This window comes from Tessaracoccus caeni, assembly GCF_029211185.1.
In the GTDB taxonomy this organism is placed as follows: domain Bacteria; phylum Actinomycetota; class Actinomycetes; order Propionibacteriales; family Propionibacteriaceae; genus Arachnia; species Arachnia caeni.
In genome coordinates this window covers 158,960-180,014 of record NZ_JARGDO010000005.1, presented here as the reverse complement: position 1 = coordinate 180,014, position 21,055 = coordinate 158,960, and the positions used below count along the sequence as shown (strand labels likewise).

Here is a 21,055-nt window from a genome sequence, read left to right as displayed (position 1 = left end):
GGGCGCCGTGATTGCGATCTTCATCGTCGGGGGGCTCGGCCTGGCTGGCCTCGTCGCGCTCGCCGTGTATGGAGTTGGCCTGCGGCACAAGGCGGCCGCGGTGCAGTACGAGGTCGGTGTGGTCCGCGAGCGGTTCGCCGAAGTCCCGGATCTGATCTCCCGACTCGAACTGCCGTCAAAACGCGCATAGGATTTTGTGAGAGCGCTCGACGCTCGTCATATTCGGCACAAGGCCGAGAAATGAGGAAAGACATATGCCTGGTGGATGGGAACTCATCATCATCCTGGTGGTGGCCCTGCTCTTGTTCGGCGGCTCGCGCCTGGCCGGCCTCGGCAAGGGCGTCGGTCGCTCGATCCGCGAGTTCAAGGAGGAGGTGAAGGCCGTCGAGCCCGTGGCCGACGAGACCAACACCCCCACCGCGCAGACCCCGCCGCCGCCCGCCGACGGCGGATACAGCGCGCCGAGCCCGACGGCGCCCAGCGACCCGACTGAGCAGCGCTGACCATGGCCGCCGCCACCGCCGAACCGAAGGCGAAGCGCCGCCGGTTGGCGTGGCTGCGCCCCCCGCAGGGCGACCCCGAAGGCCGGATGTCGCTCTACGACCACCTTCGTGAGCTGCGCTATCGGATCACGATCTCGGTCATCGCTATCACCATCGCCGCCCTCTCCTGCGTCTTCTTCTACAGTGAACTGGTCGCGTTCATGATGTGGCCGTTCGAGAGCGCCAAGGCCGCGGTGCTGGCGGTTCGCCCCGACGCACACCTGCAGATGACGAACATCGGCGTGCTCGCGCCGTTCACGCTGGGCGTCATCGCCTGCGTGGTCACCGGCATCGTCGCGTCGAGTCCGGTGTGGCTCTATCAGATCTGGGCCTTCGTTGCGCCCGGCCTGGTGAAGAAAGAGCGCAAGTATGCGCTCGGCTTCCTCGGGGCCGCGATTCCGCTGTTCCTCTCCGGATGCGTTCTCGCTTACGTCGTGTGGCCCAAGGGCATCGAGGTGCTGCTGAAGTTCACGCCGCCCGAGATGGACGTCATGAACCTGCTCGAGATGAGCGAGTTCCTTGGCATGCAGATCAAGATCGTGCTGGTATTCGGCCTGAGCTTCGTGCTGCCGGTGGTGCTCGTCGGTCTCAACCTGGCCGGCATCGTGCGCGGCTTCCAGCTGGGCCGTGCGCGGCGGTTCGTGATCTTCGGCTCGGTGGTGTTCGCGGCGATCGCCACGCCGTCGACGGATCCCTTCACCATGCTGGCTCTGGCGGTGCCGATCAGCGTGCTGTTCCTGATCGCCGAGCTGGTCTGCCGGATCCTCGACAAGCGCAAGGGCATCACCGAGGAAGCCGCCTCCGAGTTCTCGATCGATCTCGACGACGGCAAGTGAGCGACTCCAGGGCGCTGGCTCGCCCGCACATGGCCACGGTGGTGGTCAACGGCTCCTCTGGCGGCGGACGCGCGGGCAAGGTGCTGCCCCAGGTGGCGCGAAGCCTCCGCGACGGCCTGCCCGCGTCTGAGCTGCACATCGTCAGATCCTCCTCCTTCGACGAGGCTCGCAATCTCACCAGGGCCGCCGCCCAGGCGGCCCGGCCCGGCGACTCCGTCATCGTGATGGGCGGCGACGGGATGGCCCATCTGGGCCTGAACGCCTGCGCTCAGACCGATGCCACGCTCGGCATCATCCCGGCCGGCACGGGCAACGACTTCGCCCGGGCCATCGGTGTGCCGCGTTCGCTGCCGGACGCCGTGCGCACGATCATCGACGGCCACGTGCGCGTCCTCGACCTGAACAGCCTCAAGACCCGGTCGGGCCGGGTCTTCGTCGGCGCGGTCGTGTCCAGCGGCTACGACGCTCGGGTCAACCGGGCGACCAACGACATCCGCCTGCGGTTCGGGGCACTCAGCTACGGCGTCATCGCCCTCAAGGAGCTGAGTCACTTTGCACCGCTGAGCTATCGCCTCACCGTCGACGGCGAGGAACGTGAGCTCGAGGCCATGCTGGTGGGCGTCTGCAACACCGGCGTCTTCGGCGGCGGGATGAAGATCTCCCCGGCGGCCGACCCCGCCGACGGGCTGCTCGACGTCACGATCGTGCACAAAGCCAGCCGCGGCAAGCTGCTGCGGCTGCTGCCCAGCATCTACACCGGCGGCTTCCTGAAGGACCCGTGCGTGGAGGTGCTGCGGGCCAGCTCCGTGCGCATTGACGGCGACGATCTCTTCCTGATGGGCGACGGCGAGGAGCTGGGCGGCGTGCCCGCCACCGTGAGCTGCGTACCCGGCGCGCTGAAGGTCTACACCACCTCTCGGAACTGACGCCGAGTAGCCTGGGCTGGTGAGCGACTCGATCCACCCCCTCGTCGCCGATTTCGCGGCGCAGTATCCGTTCGCCCTCGACGACTACCAGCTGCAGGGCTGCGATGCCCTGGCCGCGGGCAAGGGCGCGCTGGTGGCGGCCCCGACGGGCGCCGGCAAGACCGTCGTCGGCGAGTTCGCGGTGCATCTGGCCGTGGAGCAGGGCCGCAAGTGCTTCTACACCACTCCCATCAAGGCGCTGTCCAACCAGAAGTTCCACGACCTGGTGGATCGCTACGGCGCCGACCGGGTGGGCCTGCTCACCGGCGACCTGTCGGTGAACGCGGAGGCGCAGGTGGTGGTGATGACCACCGAGGTGCTGCGCAACATGATCTACGCGGAGTCCACCACGCTGCGGGGGCTGGGCTATGTGGTGCTCGACGAGGTGCACTACCTGGCCGACAAGTTCCGGGGCGCGGTGTGGGAAGAAGTGATCCTCGGCCTGTCGCCCGCGGTGCAGCTGGTGGCGCTGTCGGCGACGGTGAGCAACGTCGAGGACTTCGGCGACTGGCTTCGCACCGTGCGCGGCGACGTGGCCACCGTCGTCTCGGAGCGGCGCCCGGTTCCGCTGTTCCAGCACGTGCTGGTGGGACGGCGTCTCGTCGACCTCTTCGAGGGGGTGGCCCCGACGGCGCGCGAGCTGCCGGGCGAGGGCCGGGCCAAGGTCAATCCCGAGCTGCTGAAGGTGTCCAAGAACGAGCGGGGTCGGGTGCGCGACGACTCGCGAAACCCTCGGGGGCGCAGAGGACGGGGCAAGCAGCAGCACGGTCGCGGCTCCGGCGCCTACGGCGGTGCGACGCATCCGCGCTTCGCCGGCCGGCCCACCAGCAGGGCCGAGGTGGCCATCGTGCTGGACCGCGCGAAGTACCTGCCCGCCATCTATTTCATCTTCTCCCGGGTGGGCTGCGACGCGGCCGTCGGGCAGGTGATGGGATCGGGCGTGGTGCTTACGTCGCCGCAGGAGGCGCGCCGGCTGGGGGAGATCGCCGACCGGCACGCGTCGGCGCTGGCTCCCTCCGACCTGGAAGCGCTGGGCTATGAGGACTTCCGCGAGGCGCTCACCTGCGGCGTCGCCGCCCACCACGCCGGACAGGTGCCCGCGTTCAAGGCCATCGTCGAAGAGGGCTTCCAGAGCGGCGCCCTGAAACTGGTCTTCGCGACGGAGACACTCGCGCTCGGCATCAACATGCCGGCGCGCACGGTGGTGCTGGAGAAGCTCACCAAGTACAACGGCGAGAGCCACGTCGACATCACCCCGGGGGAGTTCACTCAGCTGACGGGTCGCGCCGGTCGCCGGGGCATCGACGTCGAGGGTCATGCGGTGGTGCTCTGGCAGGCGGGCATGGATCCGCGTGCGGTGGCGGGCCTGGCGTCGCGGCGCACCTACCCGCTGCGGTCGAGCTTCGCGCCCACCTACAACATGGCGGTCAACCTGATGAGCACGCTGGGCCGTGAGCGCGCCCGGGCGCTGCTCAGCGAGTCCTTCTCCCAGTACCTCACCGACAAGACCGTGGTGCAGACGTCCCGGCGCGACCGTCGGCTCCGAGCCGAGCTGGAGCGCTTCCTGGAGGAGGCGTCCTGCCACCTCGGCGACTTCATGGAATACGCCCGACTGCGCGACGAGGTCTCGCGCCTCGAGGCCAGCACCTCCAAGCGGGGTCGGCGCGACGAGCCCATCGACGAGTATGCGCTGGCGCAGATCGGGCTGCTGCGCGCCGAACTGCGCGCGCACCCCTGCCACCGGTGCCCCGACCGGGAGATCCACGCCGTTCCCGCTGCCACGGCGCTACGCCTGGAACGCGAAGCCACCCGGGCCGAGCAGGCCGCCACCGGCGGCAAGGCGACGTTGGCGCAGCAGTTCGATCGGGTCACCGCGGTGCTCTCCGAACTGGGCTACCTCGACGGCGACGCGCTGACCGGTGCGGGTGCCATGCTCTGCCGGATCTACAACGAACTCGACCTGGTGGCCGCGGAGTGCGTGCGGCGCGACGTCTTCGCCGGCCTCGATGCCCCGCAGTTGGCGGCCGTGCTGTCGACGATGGTCTACGAGTCGCGCCCCGGTCGCAATCAGCGCACCCCGCGGATGCCCGACGGGCCCAGCGAGCGCGCACAGTCGGAGCTGCGCGGGATCTGGCGCGAGCTCGGACACCTGGAGCGGCGCCACTCCATCGACCGCGCGCGCGAACCTGACATCGGTTTCGCCGAGTCGGCATGGCGCTGGGCCTCGGGGCACGACCTGGCCAAGGTGCTGCGCACCAGCGGCACGTCGGCCGGCGACTTCGTGCGCTCGGCCCGCCAGGTGATCGACCTGGCCGGTCAGCTGGCGCAGGCCATCGGCCCGGGCGACCTGCGTCGCACCTGCCGCGAGGTGGTCGGCGCCATGCGGCGCGGCGTCGTCGCAGCGGACATGGCCGAGGACTGACCAGCCGTATAGCCTTGGAGCCATGTCGGTAGCGATACGTGTGATCCCGTGCCTCGATGTGCACGACGGGCGGGTGGTCAAGGGCGTCAACTTCCAGAACCTGCGCGATGCGGGCGATCCCGTCGAGCTGGCCGCCGCGTACTCGGCATCGGGCGCCGACGAGCTGACCTTCCTCGACATCTCGGCCTCCTCCGAGGGACGCGACACCACCCGTGAGATGGTGGCGCGCTGCGCCGAGACGGTGTTCATTCCGCTCACCGTCGGCGGAGGCGTGCGCAGCGTCGAGGACGTCGACGCCCTGCTGCGCTCCGGCGCCGACAAGGTGGGCATCAATACCGGCGCGCTGGCCAACCCCGCAGTGATCGGCGAGATCGCCGAGCGGTTCGGCAACCAGGTGCTGGTGCTCTCCGTCGACGCGCGACGCGAGGAATCGATGCCCTCCGGGTTCGGCGTCACCACCCACGGCGGTCGGCGTTCAGCCGGAGTCGACGCGATCGCCTGGGCCAAGGAGGCCTGCGAGAGGGGGGTGGGGGAGATCCTGCTCAACTCGATGGACGCCGACGGCACCACCGACGGCTTCGATCTGGAGATGATTCGCGCGGTGCGCGCGGTGGTCGACGTGCCGCTGATCGCCTCGGGTGGCGCGGGCACGGTGCAGCACTTCGTCGACGCGGCGCGTGCCGGAGCGGATGCGGTACTGGCGGCCAGCGTGTTCCACTACCGGAGGTTGACGATCGCCGAGGTCAAGGCGGGGCTGGCCGCGGCAGGCTTCCCCGTGCGGCAGGAGGACTGAGAAGACATGGATTGCCTGTTCTGCGCCATCGTCGACGGCACGATCCCGTCGAGGCGCGTCTACGAGGACGACGTCGCCTACGCATTCCTCGATATCTCTCCCTGGCAGCGCGGCCACACCCTGGTGGTGCCGAAGCGGCACAGCGTGGACGTCCTCGAGGACGACCTGGTGCTGGCTGAGATCGCGCCAGCCGTGGCCCGGGTGGGTCGCCTGTTGAAGGAGAAGCTCGGAGCCGCTGCCTGCAACGTGCTGTCGAGTGCCGGCGCCGTGTCAGGCCAGGAGATCTTCCACAGCCACGTGCACGTGGTGCCGCGCTACGCCGACGCGCCTGGTCTGCGAAACCTGTTCGCGCGCTCCGAACACGATCTCGAACAGGTGTTGACCGCCCTGAAGGCAGGCTGACAGCACGCTTAACCGACCCCGAGAGTTCCTACGACTTCTTGTCGTATAAAGTCTTTCTCGTGGGGTGTGGACGCATCTCGCAACGGATGACGAGGTGTGGACGCACCTCTTGCTCATTATGAGAAAGGATCCTCGATGAAGCCCACCAAGCTCGTCGGAGTACTGTCAGTGATCGCCGGAATCATCATGATCGTCGCTGGTGCCGTCACCTGGGGGATGGTCTCCTCCCAGCTGAAGGCCGAGAACATCACTGTGCCTGGTGACTCCACCATCGCCCCGGGCAAGCCTGTCCAGGGACCGATCACCGCCTACGCCCAGGCCGACATCATCAACCATCATGCCCTCGAGGGCACGGGCGGCAAGACCTACGCCGAACTCGGCGCCCTGGCCAGCGCGGCACGGGAAGAGGCCAAGGCCGCTGAGGAGGCCGGTGACACCGCCCTCGCCGAGCAGAAGACCACCGAGGCCACGGAGTTCACCGAGCAGCGCCAGACGGTGATGACCGCCTCCTTCCTGCGAGCCTCGCTGTTCACCTCCGTGGTGTCCTTCGGCGTCGCCGCGCTGGTGATGGGACTCGGTGTGCTGAGCCTGCTGGTCGGCTGGGCGCTCGCCTCCATCAAGACCGCTCGGGAGTGATCTTCCTCTCGTAGAGTGGCGGCGGATGTGCACTGTTCCAAGTGCACATCCGCCGTCTCGCATTTCAAGACAAATGCGCCCTTCCAATGGGGCGGTTGTAACATTCATGACATGTCCGACGGTCAACTTGTACTCCTGTCATAGCGCTTCGAGCAACGCATAACTCGCACGAAGCGCCCCCTCGTATGCCACAAGGCGACGAGGGTTTTTTCTTGGAACAACTGACCGGCAACGAAGGGAGACGCAATGGGGCAGGTGGATGGACAGATCCTGACGGGCGCACAGAGCCTTGTGGCTTCGCTCGAACGGATGGGGGTCGAGGTAGTCTTCGGCATTCCCGGCGGTGCGATTCTGCCCGCGTACGACCCGCTCTTCGACTCGAAGGTCCGCCACATCCTGGTGCGTCACGAGCAGGGCGCCGGTCATGCGGCAGAGGGATACGCCATGGCCTCCGGACGCGTCGGGGTGTGCATCGCCACCTCTGGCCCGGGTGCCACCAACCTGGTCACGCCGCTCGGCAACGCATACATGGACTCGACGCCGATCGTCGCGATCACCGGTCAGGTGAACTCGACGGCCATCGGCTCGGACGCCTTCCAGGAGGCCGACATCCGCGGCATCACGATGCCGATCACCAAGCACAGCTACCTGGTGACCCGCGCGGAGGACATTCCGCAGGCGATCAAGGAGGCATTCCATATCGCCGCCACCGGTCGTCCCGGCCCGGTCCTGGTCGACATCGCGAAGGACGCGCTGGTCCACACGGCCGAGTTCCACTGGCCGGCAGAAGTTGATCTGCCGGGTTACCGCCCGACGGTCAAGCCGCACGCGCGGCAGATCCGGGCGGCGGCTCAGATGATCTCCGAGGCCAAGCGCCCCGTGCTCTACGTGGGCGGCGGCGTCGTGCGGGCCAATGCCTCGCACGATCTCGCGGAACTGGTCGAGCGGCTCAACATCCCGTTCGTGACCACGCTGATGGCTCGCGGCGTGCTGCCCGACAGCCACCCGCTGAACATGGGCATGCCCGGCATGCACGGCACGGTCGCGGCGGTCGGTGCCTTGCAGAAGGCCGATCTGCTGATCGCGCTCGGCACCCGCTTCGACGACCGGGTCACCGGACGTCTCGACAGCTTCGCCACCGGCGCCAAGGTCATCCACGCCGACATCGATCCCGCAGAGATCGGCAAGAACAAGCCGGCGGACGTGCCGATCGTCGGCGACGTGCGCCAGACGCTGATCGGGCTCAACAAGGCGCTGGTCGACCTGCCGGCGCCGGAGGCCACGGCATGGCGGCATCAGCTCGCGGTGATGAAGGAGCGCTACCAGCCGCGCTGGGACGAGGCTCCCGACGGCGAACTGTCGCCGCAGGAGGTCATCCAGCGGATCGGTCAGCTGAGCCCGCCGGACAGCATCTACGTCGCCGGTGTCGGTCAGCATCAGATGTGGGCCGCGCACTTCCTGCCGCACGAGGTGCCCAACACCTGGCTCAACTCCGGTGGTGCCGGCACCATGGGATTCTGCGTCCCGGCCGCGATGGGCGCCAAGGTCGCGCATCCCGAGCGCACGGTCTGGGGCATCGACGGCGACGGCTGTTTCCAGATGACCAACCAGGAACTGGTCACCTGCGCCGTCAACAAGATCCCGATCAAGATCGCGGTGATCAACAACAACGTGCTCGGCATGGTGCGTCAGTGGCAGAGCCTCTTCTACGAGGAGCGCTACTCCAACACCGACCTGAACACCGACGTCTGGCCCAACTTCCCGATGCTCGCGGAGGCGATGGGTGCGGTCGGCCTGCGCGCCACCAACGAGGAGGAGATGGACGAGGCCATCAACAAGGCCTTGGAGATCAACGACCGCCCCGTGGTGGTGGAGTTCGTCGTCCACAAGGACGCCATGGTGTGGCCGATGGTTCCGGCCGGCACCAGCAACGATGAGATCCGGGTCGCCCGCGACATGGCCCCCGACTGGGATGAGGAGATCCTGTGAGCAAGCACACTCTGAGCATCTTGGTGCTCGACCACCCCGGCGTCCTCGCCCGGATCGCCGGCCTGTTCTCGCGACGCGGGTTCAACATCAACTCCTTGGCGGTCGGGCCCACCGAGCGCCCTGAGCTGTCGCGGATGACCGTGGTGGCCGACGTGGAGGACGACGCCGCCCTGGAGCAGATCGTCAAGCAGCTGAACAAGCTGATCGAGGTGCGCAAGGTGCTGGAGCTCGGCTCCAGCTCGGTGCGCCGCGAGATGATCCTGGTGAAGGTGAAGGCCGACGTGAGCAGCCGGAGCCAGATCATCGACGTGGTCAGCCTGTTCCGCGGCAAGGCCGTGGACGTGTCCAACGAGTCCATCACCATCGAGGCCACGGGCAGCGACGAGAAGCTCGAGGCGTTGCTGGAGATGCTCGCACCCCATGGCATCCAGGAGCTCGTCCAGTCCGGGCAGGTCGCCCTGGGCCGGGGCGCGGCGACGCTCGCCTCCAAGACCAAGTAATCTCCGATCCGCAGACGTAATTCACTCACATCCCGATCAAAAGAAGGCATAACACCATGGCAGAAATGTTCTACGACTCCGACGCCGATCTGTCGATCATCCAGAACCGGCAGGTCGCCGTCATCGGCTACGGCTCGCAGGGCCACGCCCACGCGCTCAGCCTGCGCGACTCCGGCGTCGACGTGCGCGTCGGGCTGCGTCCCGGCTCCAAGTCGGCGGCCAAGGCGGAGGCCGAAGGCCTGCGCGTGCTGCCGATCGCCGAGGCCGTCGAAGAGGCCGATCTGATCATGATCCTGGCGCCCGACCAGGTGCAGCGCACCCTCTACAAGGAGGAGATCGAGCCCCATCTGGTGGCCGGCGACGCGCTGTTCTTCGCGCACGGCTTCAACATCCGCTTCGGCTACATCACCCCGCCGGAGGGCGTCGACGTCTGCATGGTCGCCCCGAAGGGCCCCGGTCACCTGGTGCGTCGCGAGTACGCCAACGGCCGCGGCGTTCCCGCGATCATCGCCGTCGAGGTGGACGCCACCGGCAACGCGTGGCCGCTGGCCCTCAGCTACGCCAAGGCGATCGGCGCGCTGCGTGCCGGCGGCATCAAGACCACCTTCACCGAGGAGACCGAGACCGACCTGTTCGGTGAGCAGGCCGTGCTCTGCGGCGGCGCCTCCGCCCTGGTGCAGGCCGGCTTCGAGGTGCTCACCGAGGCGGGCTACCAGCCCGAGGTGGCCTACTTCGAGTGCCTGCACGAGCTGAAGCTGATCGTCGACCTCATGTACGAGGGCGGCATCGCCAAGCAGCGCTGGAGCGTCTCCGACACCGCCGAGTACGGCGACTACGTCTCCGGTCCGCGTGTCATCGACGCGCGCGTCAAGGAGAACATGAAGGCCGTGCTCACCGATGTGCAGAACGGCGCTTTCGCCAAGCGCTTCATCGACGACCAGGACGCCGGCGCGCCTGAGTTCAAGGAGCTGCGGGCCAAGGGCGAGGCGCATCCGATCGAGGCCACCGGCCGCGAACTGCGCAAGCTGATGAGCTGGGTGGAGACCTCCGACAGCGACTACGTCGAGGGCTCCGCCGCGCGCTGATCCTGGCGCAGGAGACGAGATGAACGAGGGGCGCGACGTGGCACGTCGCGCCCCTCGCTGACTTCTGGAGGCGCATGTCATGGCGACGATGGACGATGTGGCGAAGAGGGCCGGCGTGTCGCTGAGCACCGTGTCCTATGTGATCAGCGGACGCCGTCCCATCTCCGAGCCGACGAAACGCCGCGTGCTGCGAGCCATGAAGGAACTCCGGTTCACCCCCAACGCGGTTGCGCGCGGCCTGGCCGGCGCACGTCTCGGCATCATCGCGCTGCATTACCCGTACAGCGCGCAAGGGGTGTCGTCGACGGAGAACGAGTACGTGTCCTCCGCGGCCGAACGAGCGCGTGACAAGGGCTTTCATCTCCTCCTCTGGACCCAGGGCGCCGACGACCTCGATGGGTTGCGCAGCCTGGTCGATCAGGGCCTCGTCGACGGCGTGATCCTCATGGAGGTGACGCCGGAGGACGCCCGGATCGCGGCGTTGAAGGAATCGGGCAGGCCGTTCGTTCTAGTGGGCCAGCCGAACGATGCCGAGGGAGTGGCCTTCGTCGACAACGACTACGAAGAGCAGGCGCGGCAAGCGATCGCCTACCTGAAGGAACTCGGGCACACCCGCGCGGTGTTCCTGTGCCAGGACGTCGGCGAGGGCGACCGCGGTTTCGCGCCCAGCCTTCACATGCGCCGCGAGCTGGGTCGTGCCGCGCGACATCAGGGGATCGCTTTGGGGATTCGCTCGGTGCCCCCGACGCCCCGTGGCGGACGAGAGGCCCTCGTCGACCTCCTCGGCCAGCACCCCCGGCCGACGGCGGTGTTGGCCTTCAATGAGGTCGCCGTGGCCGGGCTGGCGAACAGTGCCGCGTCGATGGGGGTGACGGTGCCGAACGACCTGACGATCGTCGCGCTCAGCATGGGCGCCGTGCACGCCGAAGTGATGATGCCCCCATGACGACGATCTCGCCATCGCCCGCCGACTTGATGTGCCGGGCGACTGACGCCCTGGTCGCGCAGATCGAGAGTGGTAGTCGCGACTGTCTCCAGGAGGTGGTCGCGCCCGTTCTGACCGTGCGGGAAAGCTCAGCTCCTCGCCTGCACCTCGGCTAGCCGGTGCTGGAACTCCACCGTCTGCGGGTGGAGATCGCGATAGATGGCATAGAGCTCGTCGTAGATCCGCGTGGCTTCAGGATCGGGTTCGACAGTGTGCACCGCGGATGTCCGTCGAGTTCATCGAAGCGTTTCGATGAGTTTTCGGATAGACTGCGCTGCGTCGCGCAAGCGCTTCGACGATACCTTTGCGTTGCTTCCTGCAAACGCTCCCATTCGAGTGCTACTTTGAGCGAAACGGGTTCTGACTGGCAGCGACGCCCGGTCGGCCCGGAGAACGATCCGCGTCGTGTTTCACACATGAACAGGAGCAGAGCGTGAGTGCAACGAGTGCCGCGCCGGGTGGCGCGAGAGTAGTCATCCAGAAATTCGGAACCTTCCTCTCCGGCATGATCATGCCGAACATCCCCGCGCTGATCGCGTGGGGCCTGCTGACGGCCTTCTTCATCCCTGTGGGTTGGGTGCCGAATGAAGCGCTTTCCACGATGGTCGGACCCACCATCCACTACCTCTTGCCGCTGATCATCGCCAATACCGGCGGTCGCATGGTCTACGACTTCCGCGGTGGCGTCGTCGGCACCGTCGCCACAATGGGCGCCATCATCGGCTCCGATCATCTGATCGCGCAGTTCAACGCCGCCCTCCCTGAAGGGGCGTCGCAGCTCGGTCAGATCCACATGTTCATCGGTGCCATGATCATGGGCCCGCTGGGCGCATGGGTGATGAAGAAGCTCGACTCCCTCTGGGCGGGCAAGGTGCGCGCCGGCTTCGAGATGCTGGTCGACATGTTCTCCGCCGGCATCACGGCCTTCCTGCTGATGATCTTCGGCTTCACGGTCATCGCCCGTCTGGTCAACGCCCTCATGGACGTGCTCGGCTCGGCGGTGGGCTGGCTGATCGAGACGGGCCTGCTTCCGCTGGCGAGCGTCCTCATCGAGCCCGCCAAGGTGTTCTTCTTAAACAATGCCATCAACCACGGCGTGCTCACGCCGCTCGGCACCGCCCAGTCCGATGCGACGGGTCAGTCGATCCTCTACCTGCTCGAGGCCAATCCCGGCCCTGGCCTCGGCCTGTTGCTGGCCTTCACCTTCTTCGGCCTGGGTGCGGCGAAGGCCTCGGCTCCGGGCGCGGCCATCATCCACTTCTTCGGCGGCATCCACGAGATCTACTTCCCGTATGTGCTGATGAAGCCGGCACTGCTGCTCGCCGTGATCGGCGGCGGGGCGACCGGCGTGGCCACCAACATGATCTTCGGCTCCGGTCTGCGTGCCCCTGCCGCGCCGGGCTCCTTCATCGCGGTGATGATCCAGACCGCGCAAGGTTCCTACTTCGGTGTGATCCTGTCGGTGGTCCTTTCCGCGACGGTCAGCTTCCTGATCGCGGCCTTCATCCTGCGGCTCTCCCGTAAGCGCGACCTGGCGAAGGGCGATGCCGGCGACCTGTCGGCGGCGATCGCCAAGACCCAGGAGAACAAGGGCAAGAAGTCCGACGCGCTGTCCGCCTTGGGTGGCGCCGGCGGTGCCACCGCTGTCACGGGGCCGATCACCTCGATCGTGTTCGCCTGCGACGCGGGCATGGGTTCCAGCGCCATGGGCGCCAGCGTGCTGCGCAAGAAGGTCAAGGAAGCCGGCTTCGACAACGTCACCGTCGTGAACAAGGCCGTGCGCAATCTCCAGGACAACATCGACGTGCTGGTGACCCAGCGCGAGCTCGCCGATCGTGCCGTCCAGCTGGCACCGAGTGCGGTGCTGGTCACGGTCGACAACTTCATGGGCTCCCCGCGTTACGACGAGGTCGTCGAGATGGTGAAGGCGTCGCACGCTGGTGGGGCGGCCCCGGCCAGCCCGGCACCTGCTCCGGCAGCCCCTGCAGCAGCGCCGGTGGAGGAGCCCGCGGCTCCCGCTGATGAGGTATTGGCCCCCGCGTCGGTGGTGCTGTCCGGCAGCGCGACCGACCCCGCATCGGCGATCTCCGAGGCCGGCAACCTGCTGGTCGCGGCGGGCGGCGTCGATTCGTCGTACGTCGACGCGATGCATGAGCGCGAGAAGCTGGTGTCCACCTACATGGGCAACTTCCTCGCCATCCCGCACGGCACCAACGAGGCCAAGGACTCGGTGCACCGGTCGGCCATGTCGTTCGTGCGCTACCCGGAGGGCATCGACTGGAACGGCAAGCCGGTGAAGTTCGTGGTCGGCATCGCCGGCGCCAACAACACCCACATGGACATCCTGCAGAAGGTGGCGATCACCTTCAGCAACATGGCCCAGGTGAAGAAGCTGGAAGAGGCAAGTTCGGTCCAGGAGATCATCGACATCCTCGGGGAGGTCTGACACGTGCATGCCGTTCACTTCGGCGCCGGCAACATCGGACGGGGCTTCGTCGGCCTGCTGCTGGCGGAGGCGGGCTACCAGCTCACCTTCGCCGACGTGGCGGATCAGCTGATCGCACAGCTGAAGGCCGCCGACTCCTACCAGGTCCACGAGGTGGGCGACGAGCTGCGCACCCATGAGGTGCGCGGCTTCGCCGCCATCAACTCGGCCAAGGAGCCGGAGGCGCTCACCGCCGCGCTGGCGTCCGCAGACGTGATCACCACCGCGGTGGGGGTCTCGATCCTGAAATTCGTGGCACCGGCCATCGCGGCCGGCATCGCGGCCCGCCCGGCCGGCGCGCCCAAGGTGGCGGTGATGGCGTGTGAGAACGCCATCGGCGGCACCGACATCCTGCAGGCCGAGATCCGCGCCCGTTACGAGGGCGACGACCTCGACGAACGCGCCATCTTCGCCAACACGGCGGTGGACCGCATCGTTCCCGCGCAGGATCCGGGCCTCGACGTCACGGTGGAGAACTACTACGAGTGGGCGATCGAGACGGGGCCCTTCGGGGACAACCGCCCCGACATTCCCGGGGCCACCTGGGTGCCCGACCTTGCTCCCTACATCGAGCGCAAGCTGTTCACCGTCAACACTGGGCACGCCACCACGGCGTACTTCGGCTACGCGGCCGGGATCAGCAAGATCTCCGACGCCCTCGCCGCCGGTGACACCGCCGACAGGGTGGCGGCGGTGCTGGGGGAGACCCGGTCGCTGCTGGTGGCCAAGTACGGGTTCGACGAAGCGGAGCTTGAGGCCTACGCGGCCAAGATCATGCGCCGCTTCGCCAACCCCTACCTGCCCGACACGGTGGAGCGGGTCGGTCGCTCGCCGCTGCGCAAGCTGTCGCGCAACGACCGCTTCGTCGGCCCGGCCGCACAGCTCGCCGAGCGCGGGTTGTCCGCCGATGCCCTGCTGGCGGCGATGGGGGCGGTGCTGCGTTTCGACGTTGCCGAAGACCCCGAAGCCGTCGAGCTGCAGCGCCTGCTGCAGGACGAGGCCGCTGAGGTCGTCGTCGGCGCCGTCACCGGCCTCGATCCCGACCATCCGCTCTACGCGGGCGTCCTGGAACAGGTGAAGGCCGCCAAGGGATAGCCTTCCAGCCCGCTCTACTCGGGAGAGTGAGACAAATCGACCGTAACTGCCTCTTATTGGTAGAGCTGTACCAATAAGAGGCAGTTACGGTCGTTTTATCTCATTTCGCTCAGTAGCGGTTCCAAGGGGCGGCTCAGCCAGCGGCGACCTCATCGAGCAGGGAGTCGAGTTCGGGGGCTCCGAGGAGTGTCCCGACCTCCCGGACCTCCTTTTCGGTGGGCCGCTCGTCGCCTGAGATCGCATCGACGTGGAGGGTGATGGCTGCGTCGTCGTCCCGGACGAGGTACCAGTCGTGCTGACCCTGCTTGTCGCCCAAGCCTGCGGCATACCCGACAGACGCTTCCTCGGAGCCGTCCTCCTGCTCGATGCCGATTCGTTCCTCGGGCAGCACAGCCTCGCCCGGCGCGAACACCTGCACCTTTCCGGTGGCCTTGCCGTCGGCCATCGAGAACGTCACCGTCGCCGCGCAGCCGGTGGTGTCGCCCTCATCGGCCGGAGACACCGTGGCGTCGGGCAGTAGCTTCTCGAGGATCGCCGTCAGTTCCTGAGCGGGGCACGGGGCATCGGTGGACTGTTTCTCGTCGGCGGGAGACTCCGCAGGAACCTGGGGCGTCTGGGTGGCGGCGGGCATCACGGGCGGTGCGTCGGGGCGATTGAGCGAGATCAGCGAGAACGTCGAGACGCCGAGGGCGCCGACGATGGCGAGCGCGGCGAGGCCGCTGGCGGCCCGTCGCACGGTGTTGGTTCGGCGTCCCTTGGTGATTCCGCGACGAACGATCTCGCGGGTCTGGGAGTCGGTCAGTTCGGTGAGCTGCGTGTGGGGCATGGGAGTCCTTCAGGTGAGTGCGGCCAGCGGGGCCAGCAACGGGTTGACGCGGAGCCGCGCCAAGGCGCGGGACGAGGTGGTGCGCACCCACCCCTCGGATCGGTCGAGAAGCGCGGCCACGGAGGCGACGGGGCGGTCGTCGAGGTACCGGGCGACCACCACCGCGCGTTCGAGTGGCTTGAGCGTGGCGAGGGCCCTCGCCAGGTCGTGCCGTGTCTCGACGTCGATCGTCGCGCCGTCGAAGGTCTCCGGGATGAGATCGGTCGCGATCTCCCCGGACGACCTCAGTCGACGGCGGGAGACGAAGAGATGAAACAGGGTGCGCAGCGCGTAGCCGTCCGGGCTCAGGTCGCGATCGACCCGCGCCCAGTGCACGTACATCTTCGCGATGGTGTCCTGCACGAGGTCTTCGGCCAAGTGCCAATCACCGACGAGCAGTCGGGCCTGCCGAAACAGCTTCGGCGTGGCCCGGAGGGCCCAGGCCTCGAACTCGGCGGTATCGCGCATGTGTGTCACCCTTCGTCACCCATGAATACGCGCTCGTGGCGCGCTCGCGTTACAGGCGACGACGAAAACGCCCACCGCCGGTGTGGCGGTGGGCGTTCGTCGGATCTCTGTCAGGCCAGGCGAGCGGCGATCCGGTCGCCGGTCTCGACGGTGCCGAACTTACTCGCGCCGCGCTCGGCGATGTCGGCGGAGACGGCGTCATCGATCTTCTTCGCCAGTTCCGGCTTGCCCAGGTGATCGAGCAGCAACGCCATCGATGAGATGGCGGCGGTGGGATCGGCGATGCCCTTTCCGGCGATGTCGGGGGCCGAGCCGTGCACGGGCTCGAACATCGACGGGTACTCGCCGCTGGGGTTGATGTTGGCCGACGCTGCCAGGCCGATGCCGCCGGTGACGGCAGCGGCGAGATCGGTGACGATGTCGCCGAACAGGTTGTCGGTGACGATCACGTCGAACTGGCTGGGATCCACCACCAGGGCGATCATGGCCGCGTCGATGTGCAGGTAACGCTGCTCTACGTCGGGGAACTCCTCGCCGATCTGCTGGAACGCGCGGTTCCACAGCGATCCGGCGTTGACCAGCACGTTGTGCTTGTGCAGCAGCGTGAGCTTGCCCCGGCGGGCGCGGGCCCGCTGGTAGGCGTCGCGCACGACGCGCTCCACGCCGAAGTAGGTGTTGACGGAGACCTCGGTGGCCAGCTCCTGCGAGGTGCCGACGCGCACCGCACCGCCGTTGCCGCAGTACAAGCCCTCGGTGCCTTCGCGCACGACGACGAAGTCGACATTCTTGCCCTCGACGACGCTCGGCGCCAGCGGGGTGGGCACGCCCGGGTACAGCTTGGAGGGGCGAAGGTTGACGGCGTGATCGAAGGCGAAGCGCAGCTTCAACAGCAGGCCGCGCTCGAGCAGACCACTGGGGATGGCCTTCGAGCCGGGGGCAGCGCCCACCGCGCCCAGCACGATCGCGTCGACGCCCTTCAGCTCCTCCAACACGGAATCGGGCAGCACCTCCCCGGTGCGCTGCCAGCGCTCGGCGCCCAGGTCGTAGTCGACGAAGGAGAAGGCGTTCTCGCCCGCCACGGCCTTGAGGGACTTGATGGCTTCGGCGGTCACCTCGGGACCGATGCCGTCGCCGCCGATCACTGCGATTGTCTGTGCGCTCATGGTTTCAAACCCTACTGGCCTTCGCCGCACGGACGACGACCGTGTCCGTGGGGGCGTCCACCCTGTGAGATTAGGGCGCCCTAACCTGCTTGAAACCCGCACCCTAGTCTTCGTGCCAGATTTGCCAATGAAGCCAGCCGAGTTCCACGTCTTCGATACCAGCCTGCGCGACGGCGCGCAGCAGGAGGGCATTCGCCTGTCCGTCATCGACAAGCTCAAGATCGCCGGCTACCTGGACGAATTGGGCATCGGCTTCATCGAGGGCGGCTGGCCGGGTGCCAACCCCGCCGACACCGAGTTCTTCCAGCGCGCCAAGGAACTGTCGCTGAAGCGCTCGAAGCTGGTGGCCTTCGGTGCCACCCGTAAGGCCGGCGGAGTCGCCGCCGAGGATGCGCTGACCCGCGCCCTCGTCGACGCCGACACCGACTACGTGTGCATTGTTGCCAAGAGCCACGACGAGCACGTGACCCGCGCGCTGCGCACGACGCTCGAGGAGAACCTTGAGATGGTGCGCGACACCGTCGAGTACCTGCGGTCCGAGGGCAAGCACGTCTTCGTCGACTGCGAGCACTTCTTCGACGGCTACCGCGCCAACCCCGACTACGCCATCCAGGTGGTGCGCACCGCTCATGAGGCCGGCGCCGAGGTGGTCGTGCTCTGCGACACCAATGGCGGCATGCTGCCCAGCTGGATGGGCGACGTGGTCCGAGCGGCCGCCGCCACGGGCGCCAACCTCGGCATCCACTGCCACAACGACACCGCCTGCGCCGTGGCCAACACCATGGCCGCCGTCGAAGCGGGAGTGATGCACGTTCAGGGCACCTTCAACGGCTACGGCGAGCGCACCGGAAACGCCGACCTGTCCGCCGTCATCCCCAACCTCGAGATCAAGTACGGCTGGAAGGTGCTGCCCGAGGGCAAGCTCACCGAGCTCACCCACATCGCGCATGCCATCGCTCTGGTGGCGCACCAGCCCCTGCTGGGCCGCCAGCCCTACGTCGGGGCGTCGAGCTTCGCGCACAAGGCGGGGCTGCACGCCTCCGCGATCAAGGTGGACGAGAACCTCTACCAGCACATCGATCCCTCGCTCGTGGGCAACGACATGCGCATGCTGATCTCCGACATGGCCGGTCGCGCCAACATCCAGATCAAGGGCGAGCAGCTGGGCTTCGATCTCACCGACCGCGAGCTGGCCGCCAAGATCACCAACACGCTGAAGGAGAAGGAGGCCGAGGGCTACTCCTACGAGTCGGCCGACGCTAGCTTCGAGATGCTGTTGCGCGACCAGCTGGGCGTCTTGGAGCTGCCCTTCGAGGTGCAGTCGTGGCGCGTGTTCACCGAGGAGCAGGCCGGCGTCAACATCTCCGAGGCCACCGTGAAGCTGCTGGCCAAGGGAGCGCGTCAGATCGTCGTGGGCGAGGGCAACGGCCCCGTCAACGCTCTCGACGCGGCCCTGCGCGCGGCTCTCGTGCCGGCCTTCCCGGAGGTGGCTGAGTTCGAGCTGACCGACTACCGGGTCCGCATTCTCGACGAGGGCCACGGCACCGACGCGTCGGTGCGCACCCTCATCGACACCGCGTACAACGGCTACTCCTGGACCACCGTCGGCGTGGGCACCAACGTCATCGAGGCCTCGTGGGAGGCCCTCAGCGACGCGCTCGCCTACGGCATCATGAGCTACCTGACGCACTGAGCAGGCGACGCATGGGCCAGCCCGACTAGGCTGGCCCTCATGCGCATTGCACGTTTCGCGAAGGCCGGCCAGGATCCGGCCTACGGCATCATCGAACTGGCCGTCGACGGCGGCGACCACCCGGACACCATCGCCACGCTGACCTCCGACCCGCTCGCGGGCGTGAAGGTCAACTACACCGGCGAGCGGCTGCCGCTGGAGGAAGTGCGCCTGCTGGCGCCCGTGATCCCGCGCAGCAAGGTGGTGGGCGTCGGCCGCAACTACGCGGAGCACGCCGCCGAGCTGGGCAACGCGGTGCCCGAGGCGCCGCTGCTGTTCCTCAAGCCCAACACCTCGGTGATCGGCCCCGGCGACGCGATCGTGCGCCCGGCCGGCTGCGAGGAGCTGCACTTCGAGGGAGAACTGGCCGTGGTGATCGGCCGGATCTGCAAGGAGGTGCCCGTCGAGCGGGCTTCCGAGGTGATCTTCGGCTACACCGCCGCCAACGACGTGACCGCTCGTGACTGGCAGAAGAGCGACGGTCAGTGGGCGCGCGCCAAGGGCTCGGACACCTTCTGCCCGATCGGCCCGTGGATCAACACGCACTGGAGCATCGAGGAGGCCGAGCACCTCGGCATCGAGACCCGCGTGAACGACGAGGTCCGCCAGTCGGGCCAGACGTCGCAGATGGTGCGCGGCATCGCCGAGCTGGTGAGCTACGTCTCCGGCTTCACGACGCTGCTTCCCGGCGACCTGATCCTCACCGGAACCCCGGCGGGTGTCGGAGCGATGGCCGACGGCGACACCGTCGAGGTCTCGATCGACGGCCTGGGCACGCTGAGCAACCGCGTGGTGGGGGAGTGAGCCTCTCCCTCGTCCACCTGGGCGGGGCCAAGGTGCCGCGGTCCGGCGTCGAATATCCGCTGGTGATGCGCGACGACGATCTGCCGTCGCTGCGCGCAGTGACCGGAATCATGCTGGCGTTGGTCGGCTACGCCCTGATCGTTCCGCTGGTCGCTCAGGGGGTCATCCGGATCGGGTACCTGTTCCGCGGCGGGGAGTTCGATGTCTACCGGAGCGCCGCGCGGGGGTACGAGTATCCCGAGGGACTGCTCGCCTCTCATCTGGCCTTGGCGACGCTGATCCCGATCGCGCTCCTGCTCGCGCGCTACATCAACGGCTATCAGCCGCGCTGGGTCGCGTCGGTGCAGCCCGGATTGCGGGGACGGTACCTCCTGATCAGCGCCCTCGTCGCCCTCGTGGTGCTGAATGCCGTGCTGTGGCTCGGACTCATAGTCCGGGACGAGGTGCCTGCCTTCCATAGCGGGCAGGACGGGTGGGGCTGGTTCCTCCTCGCAATCGTGGTCGGTGCGCCGCTGCAAGCGGCGGCGGAAGAGGTGTTCTTCCGGGGCTATTTGCTGCAGGCGCTGGGAGCGGCGTCGGGTAACAAGTGGGTCGCCCTGGTCGCGTCCTCGCTGCTGTTCGCCCTCTTCCATGGCGTGCAGAATCCGGCGTTGTTCGCCCACCGGCTGGCCTTCGGGCTGGTGGCCGGGGGACTCGTGCTCGCGGTGGGCGGCCTGGAGGCGGGGATCGCCGCCCACGTGGTCAACAATCTCGGCGCCTATGGCTACGCCATGTTCACCGGATCCATCGCCGATCTGCGCGTTGTCAGCGAGATCACCTGGGAGAAGGCCGGCTGGGACATCGCCGGCTTCGCGCTGTTCGCCGGGGCTGCCTGGTGGGTCGGACGACGGCTGAGAGTGGCCACGGCGACCCCCTGACCGGTCGATTTGCGGCCTCTGAAATTCCTGGTGTAGAGTTTCTTCTCGTGCTCGGGTGACCGAGTGCTAGGGGTATGGGGTAATTGGCAGCCCGACTGATTCTGGTTCAGTTAGTCTTGGTTCGAGTCCAGGTACCCCTGCGGAGATCCTCTCTCCAATGCTAGGGCCCCGTTGTGTAGCGGCCTAGCACGCCGCCCTCTCAAGGCGGTAGCGCGGGTTCGAATCCCGTCGGGGCTACAACGGCAAGCGGCTCGGTCAGATCTGACCGAGCCGCTTCGCTTTTACCCAACCGTGAGTCGCCGGCTGAGCGCGTCCGTTCGACCTGTTACTGTATGCCCACGGAATCGTTCGATTCCGCACAGGATTGTTAC

Annotated in this window: 21 protein-coding genes and 2 tRNA genes; 19 read left to right on the top strand and 4 right to left on the bottom strand. The window is 67.5% G+C overall.

Features of this window, described 5'->3' with window-relative positions; genetic code table 11:
- Positions 1-7 precede the first annotated feature (7 nt).
- The 12 genes from P0D62_RS06585 (at position 8) to P0D62_RS06530 (ending at position 11,116) form a co-directional block, all read left to right on the top strand.
- On the top strand, positions 8-190 hold the full coding sequence (locus P0D62_RS06585) for a hypothetical protein (RefSeq protein ID WP_275701830.1): 183 nt from the start codon (positions 8-10) through the stop codon (positions 188-190).
- 64 nt (positions 191-254) lie between these two features.
- The gene (locus P0D62_RS06580) at positions 255-503 is read left to right on the top strand and encodes a Sec-independent protein translocase subunit TatA/TatB (RefSeq protein ID WP_275701829.1); all 249 of its coding nucleotides are present in this window, start codon (positions 255-257) and stop codon (positions 501-503) included.
- Between the two features lie 2 nt (positions 504-505).
- Positions 506-1,378, top strand: coding sequence for a twin-arginine translocase subunit TatC (tatC, locus tag P0D62_RS06575; RefSeq protein WP_275701828.1), 873 nt, complete (start codon positions 506-508; stop codon positions 1,376-1,378).
- Complete coding sequence (locus P0D62_RS06570) at positions 1,375-2,304, top strand: diacylglycerol/lipid kinase family protein (RefSeq protein WP_275701827.1); 930 nt, start codon at positions 1,375-1,377, stop codon at positions 2,302-2,304. The genes tatC and P0D62_RS06570 overlap by 4 nt, the downstream gene beginning before the upstream one ends.
- A 19-nt stretch (positions 2,305-2,323) precedes the next feature.
- On the top strand, positions 2,324-4,765 hold the full coding sequence (locus P0D62_RS06565; protein WP_275701826.1) for a DEAD/DEAH box helicase: 2,442 nt from the start codon (positions 2,324-2,326) through the stop codon (positions 4,763-4,765).
- Between the two features lie 22 nt (positions 4,766-4,787).
- On the top strand, positions 4,788-5,558 hold the full coding sequence (hisF, locus tag P0D62_RS06560; protein WP_275701825.1) for an imidazole glycerol phosphate synthase subunit HisF: 771 nt from the start codon (positions 4,788-4,790) through the stop codon (positions 5,556-5,558).
- 6 nt (positions 5,559-5,564) lie between these two features.
- The gene (locus P0D62_RS06555) at positions 5,565-5,960 is read left to right on the top strand and encodes an HIT family protein (protein ID WP_275701824.1); all 396 of its coding nucleotides are present in this window, start codon (positions 5,565-5,567) and stop codon (positions 5,958-5,960) included.
- Between the two features lie 135 nt (positions 5,961-6,095).
- Positions 6,096-6,596 carry an aromatic ring-opening dioxygenase LigA gene (locus P0D62_RS06550; protein WP_275701823.1) on the top strand — a complete coding sequence of 167 codons (501 nt, stop codon included), beginning with the start codon at positions 6,096-6,098 and terminating at the stop codon, positions 6,594-6,596.
- 246 nt (positions 6,597-6,842) lie between these two features.
- Positions 6,843-8,585 (top strand): acetolactate synthase large subunit, encoded by a 1,743-nt coding sequence (locus P0D62_RS06545; protein ID WP_275701822.1) that lies wholly within the window; start codon positions 6,843-6,845, stop codon positions 8,583-8,585.
- Positions 8,582-9,085 carry an acetolactate synthase small subunit gene (gene ilvN, locus P0D62_RS06540; RefSeq protein ID WP_275701821.1) on the top strand — a complete coding sequence of 168 codons (504 nt, stop codon included), beginning with the start codon at positions 8,582-8,584 and terminating at the stop codon, positions 9,083-9,085. Before P0D62_RS06545 ends, ilvN begins: the two co-directional genes overlap by 4 nt.
- Before the next feature lie 56 nt (positions 9,086-9,141).
- The gene (ilvC, locus tag P0D62_RS06535) at positions 9,142-10,170 is read left to right on the top strand and encodes a ketol-acid reductoisomerase (protein ID WP_275701820.1); all 1,029 of its coding nucleotides are present in this window, start codon (positions 9,142-9,144) and stop codon (positions 10,168-10,170) included.
- A 79-nt stretch (positions 10,171-10,249) separates the two neighbouring features.
- Complete coding sequence (locus P0D62_RS06530) at positions 10,250-11,116, top strand: LacI family DNA-binding transcriptional regulator (protein ID WP_275701819.1); 867 nt, start codon at positions 10,250-10,252, stop codon at positions 11,114-11,116.
- 128 nt (positions 11,117-11,244) lie between these two features.
- Here the strand turns inward: P0D62_RS06530 and P0D62_RS06525 are convergent, their stop codons facing one another.
- A complete protein-coding gene (locus P0D62_RS06525) occupies positions 11,245-11,373 on the bottom strand; it encodes a hypothetical protein (RefSeq protein WP_275701818.1) in 129 nt (42 codons plus the stop codon).
- 215 nt (positions 11,374-11,588) lie between these two features.
- On the opposite strand from P0D62_RS06525, the gene P0D62_RS06520 reads away from it, so the two are divergent.
- Together P0D62_RS06520 and P0D62_RS06515 are read left to right on the top strand one after the other, a co-directional pair.
- Positions 11,589-13,601 (top strand): PTS mannitol transporter subunit IICBA, encoded by a 2,013-nt coding sequence (locus P0D62_RS06520; RefSeq protein ID WP_275701817.1) that lies wholly within the window; start codon positions 11,589-11,591, stop codon positions 13,599-13,601.
- 3 nt (positions 13,602-13,604) lie between these two features.
- Positions 13,605-14,735, top strand: a complete 1,131-nt coding sequence (locus P0D62_RS06515; protein ID WP_275701816.1) for a mannitol-1-phosphate 5-dehydrogenase — start codon at positions 13,605-13,607, stop codon at positions 14,733-14,735.
- 133 nt (positions 14,736-14,868) lie between these two features.
- Here P0D62_RS06515 and P0D62_RS06510 read toward each other — a convergent pair whose 3' ends face one another.
- The 3 genes from P0D62_RS06510 to P0D62_RS06500 form a co-directional block, all read right to left on the bottom strand.
- The gene (locus P0D62_RS06510; RefSeq protein ID WP_275701815.1) at positions 14,869-15,561 is read right to left on the bottom strand and encodes a hypothetical protein; all 693 of its coding nucleotides are present in this window, start codon (positions 15,559-15,561) and stop codon (positions 14,869-14,871) included.
- A gap of 9 nt (positions 15,562-15,570) precedes the next feature.
- Complete coding sequence (locus P0D62_RS06505) at positions 15,571-16,068, bottom strand: SigE family RNA polymerase sigma factor (RefSeq protein ID WP_275701814.1); 498 nt, start codon at positions 16,066-16,068, stop codon at positions 15,571-15,573.
- Positions 16,069-16,178: 110 nt separating this feature from the next.
- The gene (locus P0D62_RS06500) at positions 16,179-17,231 is read right to left on the bottom strand and encodes a 3-isopropylmalate dehydrogenase (RefSeq protein ID WP_275701813.1); all 1,053 of its coding nucleotides are present in this window, start codon (positions 17,229-17,231) and stop codon (positions 16,179-16,181) included.
- Positions 17,232-17,358: 127 nt separating this feature from the next.
- On the opposite strand from P0D62_RS06500, the gene cimA reads away from it, so the two are divergent.
- The 5 genes from cimA to P0D62_RS06475 all read left to right on the top strand — a co-directional run bounded on the left by cimA (position 17,359) and on the right by P0D62_RS06475 (position 20,921).
- Positions 17,359-18,924 carry a citramalate synthase gene (gene cimA / locus P0D62_RS06495; RefSeq protein WP_275701860.1) on the top strand — a complete coding sequence of 522 codons (1,566 nt, stop codon included), beginning with the start codon at positions 17,359-17,361 and terminating at the stop codon, positions 18,922-18,924.
- A gap of 39 nt (positions 18,925-18,963) precedes the next feature.
- Positions 18,964-19,767 carry a fumarylacetoacetate hydrolase family protein gene (locus tag P0D62_RS06490; RefSeq protein ID WP_275701812.1) on the top strand — a complete coding sequence of 268 codons (804 nt, stop codon included), beginning with the start codon at positions 18,964-18,966 and terminating at the stop codon, positions 19,765-19,767.
- Complete coding sequence (locus P0D62_RS06485; protein ID WP_275701811.1) at positions 19,764-20,684, top strand: CPBP family intramembrane glutamic endopeptidase; 921 nt, start codon at positions 19,764-19,766, stop codon at positions 20,682-20,684. Before P0D62_RS06490 ends, P0D62_RS06485 begins: the two co-directional genes overlap by 4 nt.
- Positions 20,685-20,752: 68 nt before the next feature.
- A tRNA-Gln gene (locus tag P0D62_RS06480) sits at positions 20,753-20,824 on the top strand.
- 24 nt (positions 20,825-20,848) lie between these two features.
- A tRNA-Glu gene (locus P0D62_RS06475) sits at positions 20,849-20,921 on the top strand.
- Positions 20,922-21,055: the final 134 nt, after the last annotated feature.

Bases quoted from the DNA above. Each gene is read 5' to 3' on its own strand.
- ilvC (WP_275701820.1), top strand. From the start codon at position 9,142: ATGGCAGAAATGTTCTACGACTCCGACGCCGATCTGTCGATCATCCAG.
- P0D62_RS06545 (WP_275701822.1), top strand. From the start codon at position 6,843: ATGGGGCAGGTGGATGGACAGATCCTGACGGGCGCACAGAGCCTTGTG.
- tatC (WP_275701828.1), top strand. From the start codon at position 506: ATGGCCGCCGCCACCGCCGAACCGAAGGCGAAGCGCCGCCGGTTGGCG.
- P0D62_RS06550 (WP_275701823.1), top strand. From the start codon at position 6,096: ATGAAGCCCACCAAGCTCGTCGGAGTACTGTCAGTGATCGCCGGAATC.
- P0D62_RS06500 (WP_275701813.1), bottom strand. From the start codon at position 17,231: ATGAGCGCACAGACAATCGCAGTGATCGGCGGCGACGGCATCGGTCCC.
- P0D62_RS06530 (WP_275701819.1), top strand. From the start codon at position 10,250: ATGGCGACGATGGACGATGTGGCGAAGAGGGCCGGCGTGTCGCTGAGC.
- P0D62_RS06505 (WP_275701814.1), bottom strand. From the start codon at position 16,068: ATGCGCGATACCGCCGAGTTCGAGGCCTGGGCCCTCCGGGCCACGCCG.
- P0D62_RS06510 (WP_275701815.1), bottom strand. From the start codon at position 15,561: ATGCCCCACACGCAGCTCACCGAACTGACCGACTCCCAGACCCGCGAG.
- P0D62_RS06490 (WP_275701812.1), top strand. From the start codon at position 18,964: ATGCGCATTGCACGTTTCGCGAAGGCCGGCCAGGATCCGGCCTACGGC.
- P0D62_RS06580 (WP_275701829.1), top strand. From the start codon at position 255: ATGCCTGGTGGATGGGAACTCATCATCATCCTGGTGGTGGCCCTGCTC.
- P0D62_RS06555 (WP_275701824.1), top strand. From the start codon at position 5,565: ATGGATTGCCTGTTCTGCGCCATCGTCGACGGCACGATCCCGTCGAGG.
- cimA (WP_275701860.1), top strand. From the start codon at position 17,359: ATGAAGCCAGCCGAGTTCCACGTCTTCGATACCAGCCTGCGCGACGGC.
- hisF (WP_275701825.1), top strand. From the start codon at position 4,788: ATGTCGGTAGCGATACGTGTGATCCCGTGCCTCGATGTGCACGACGGG.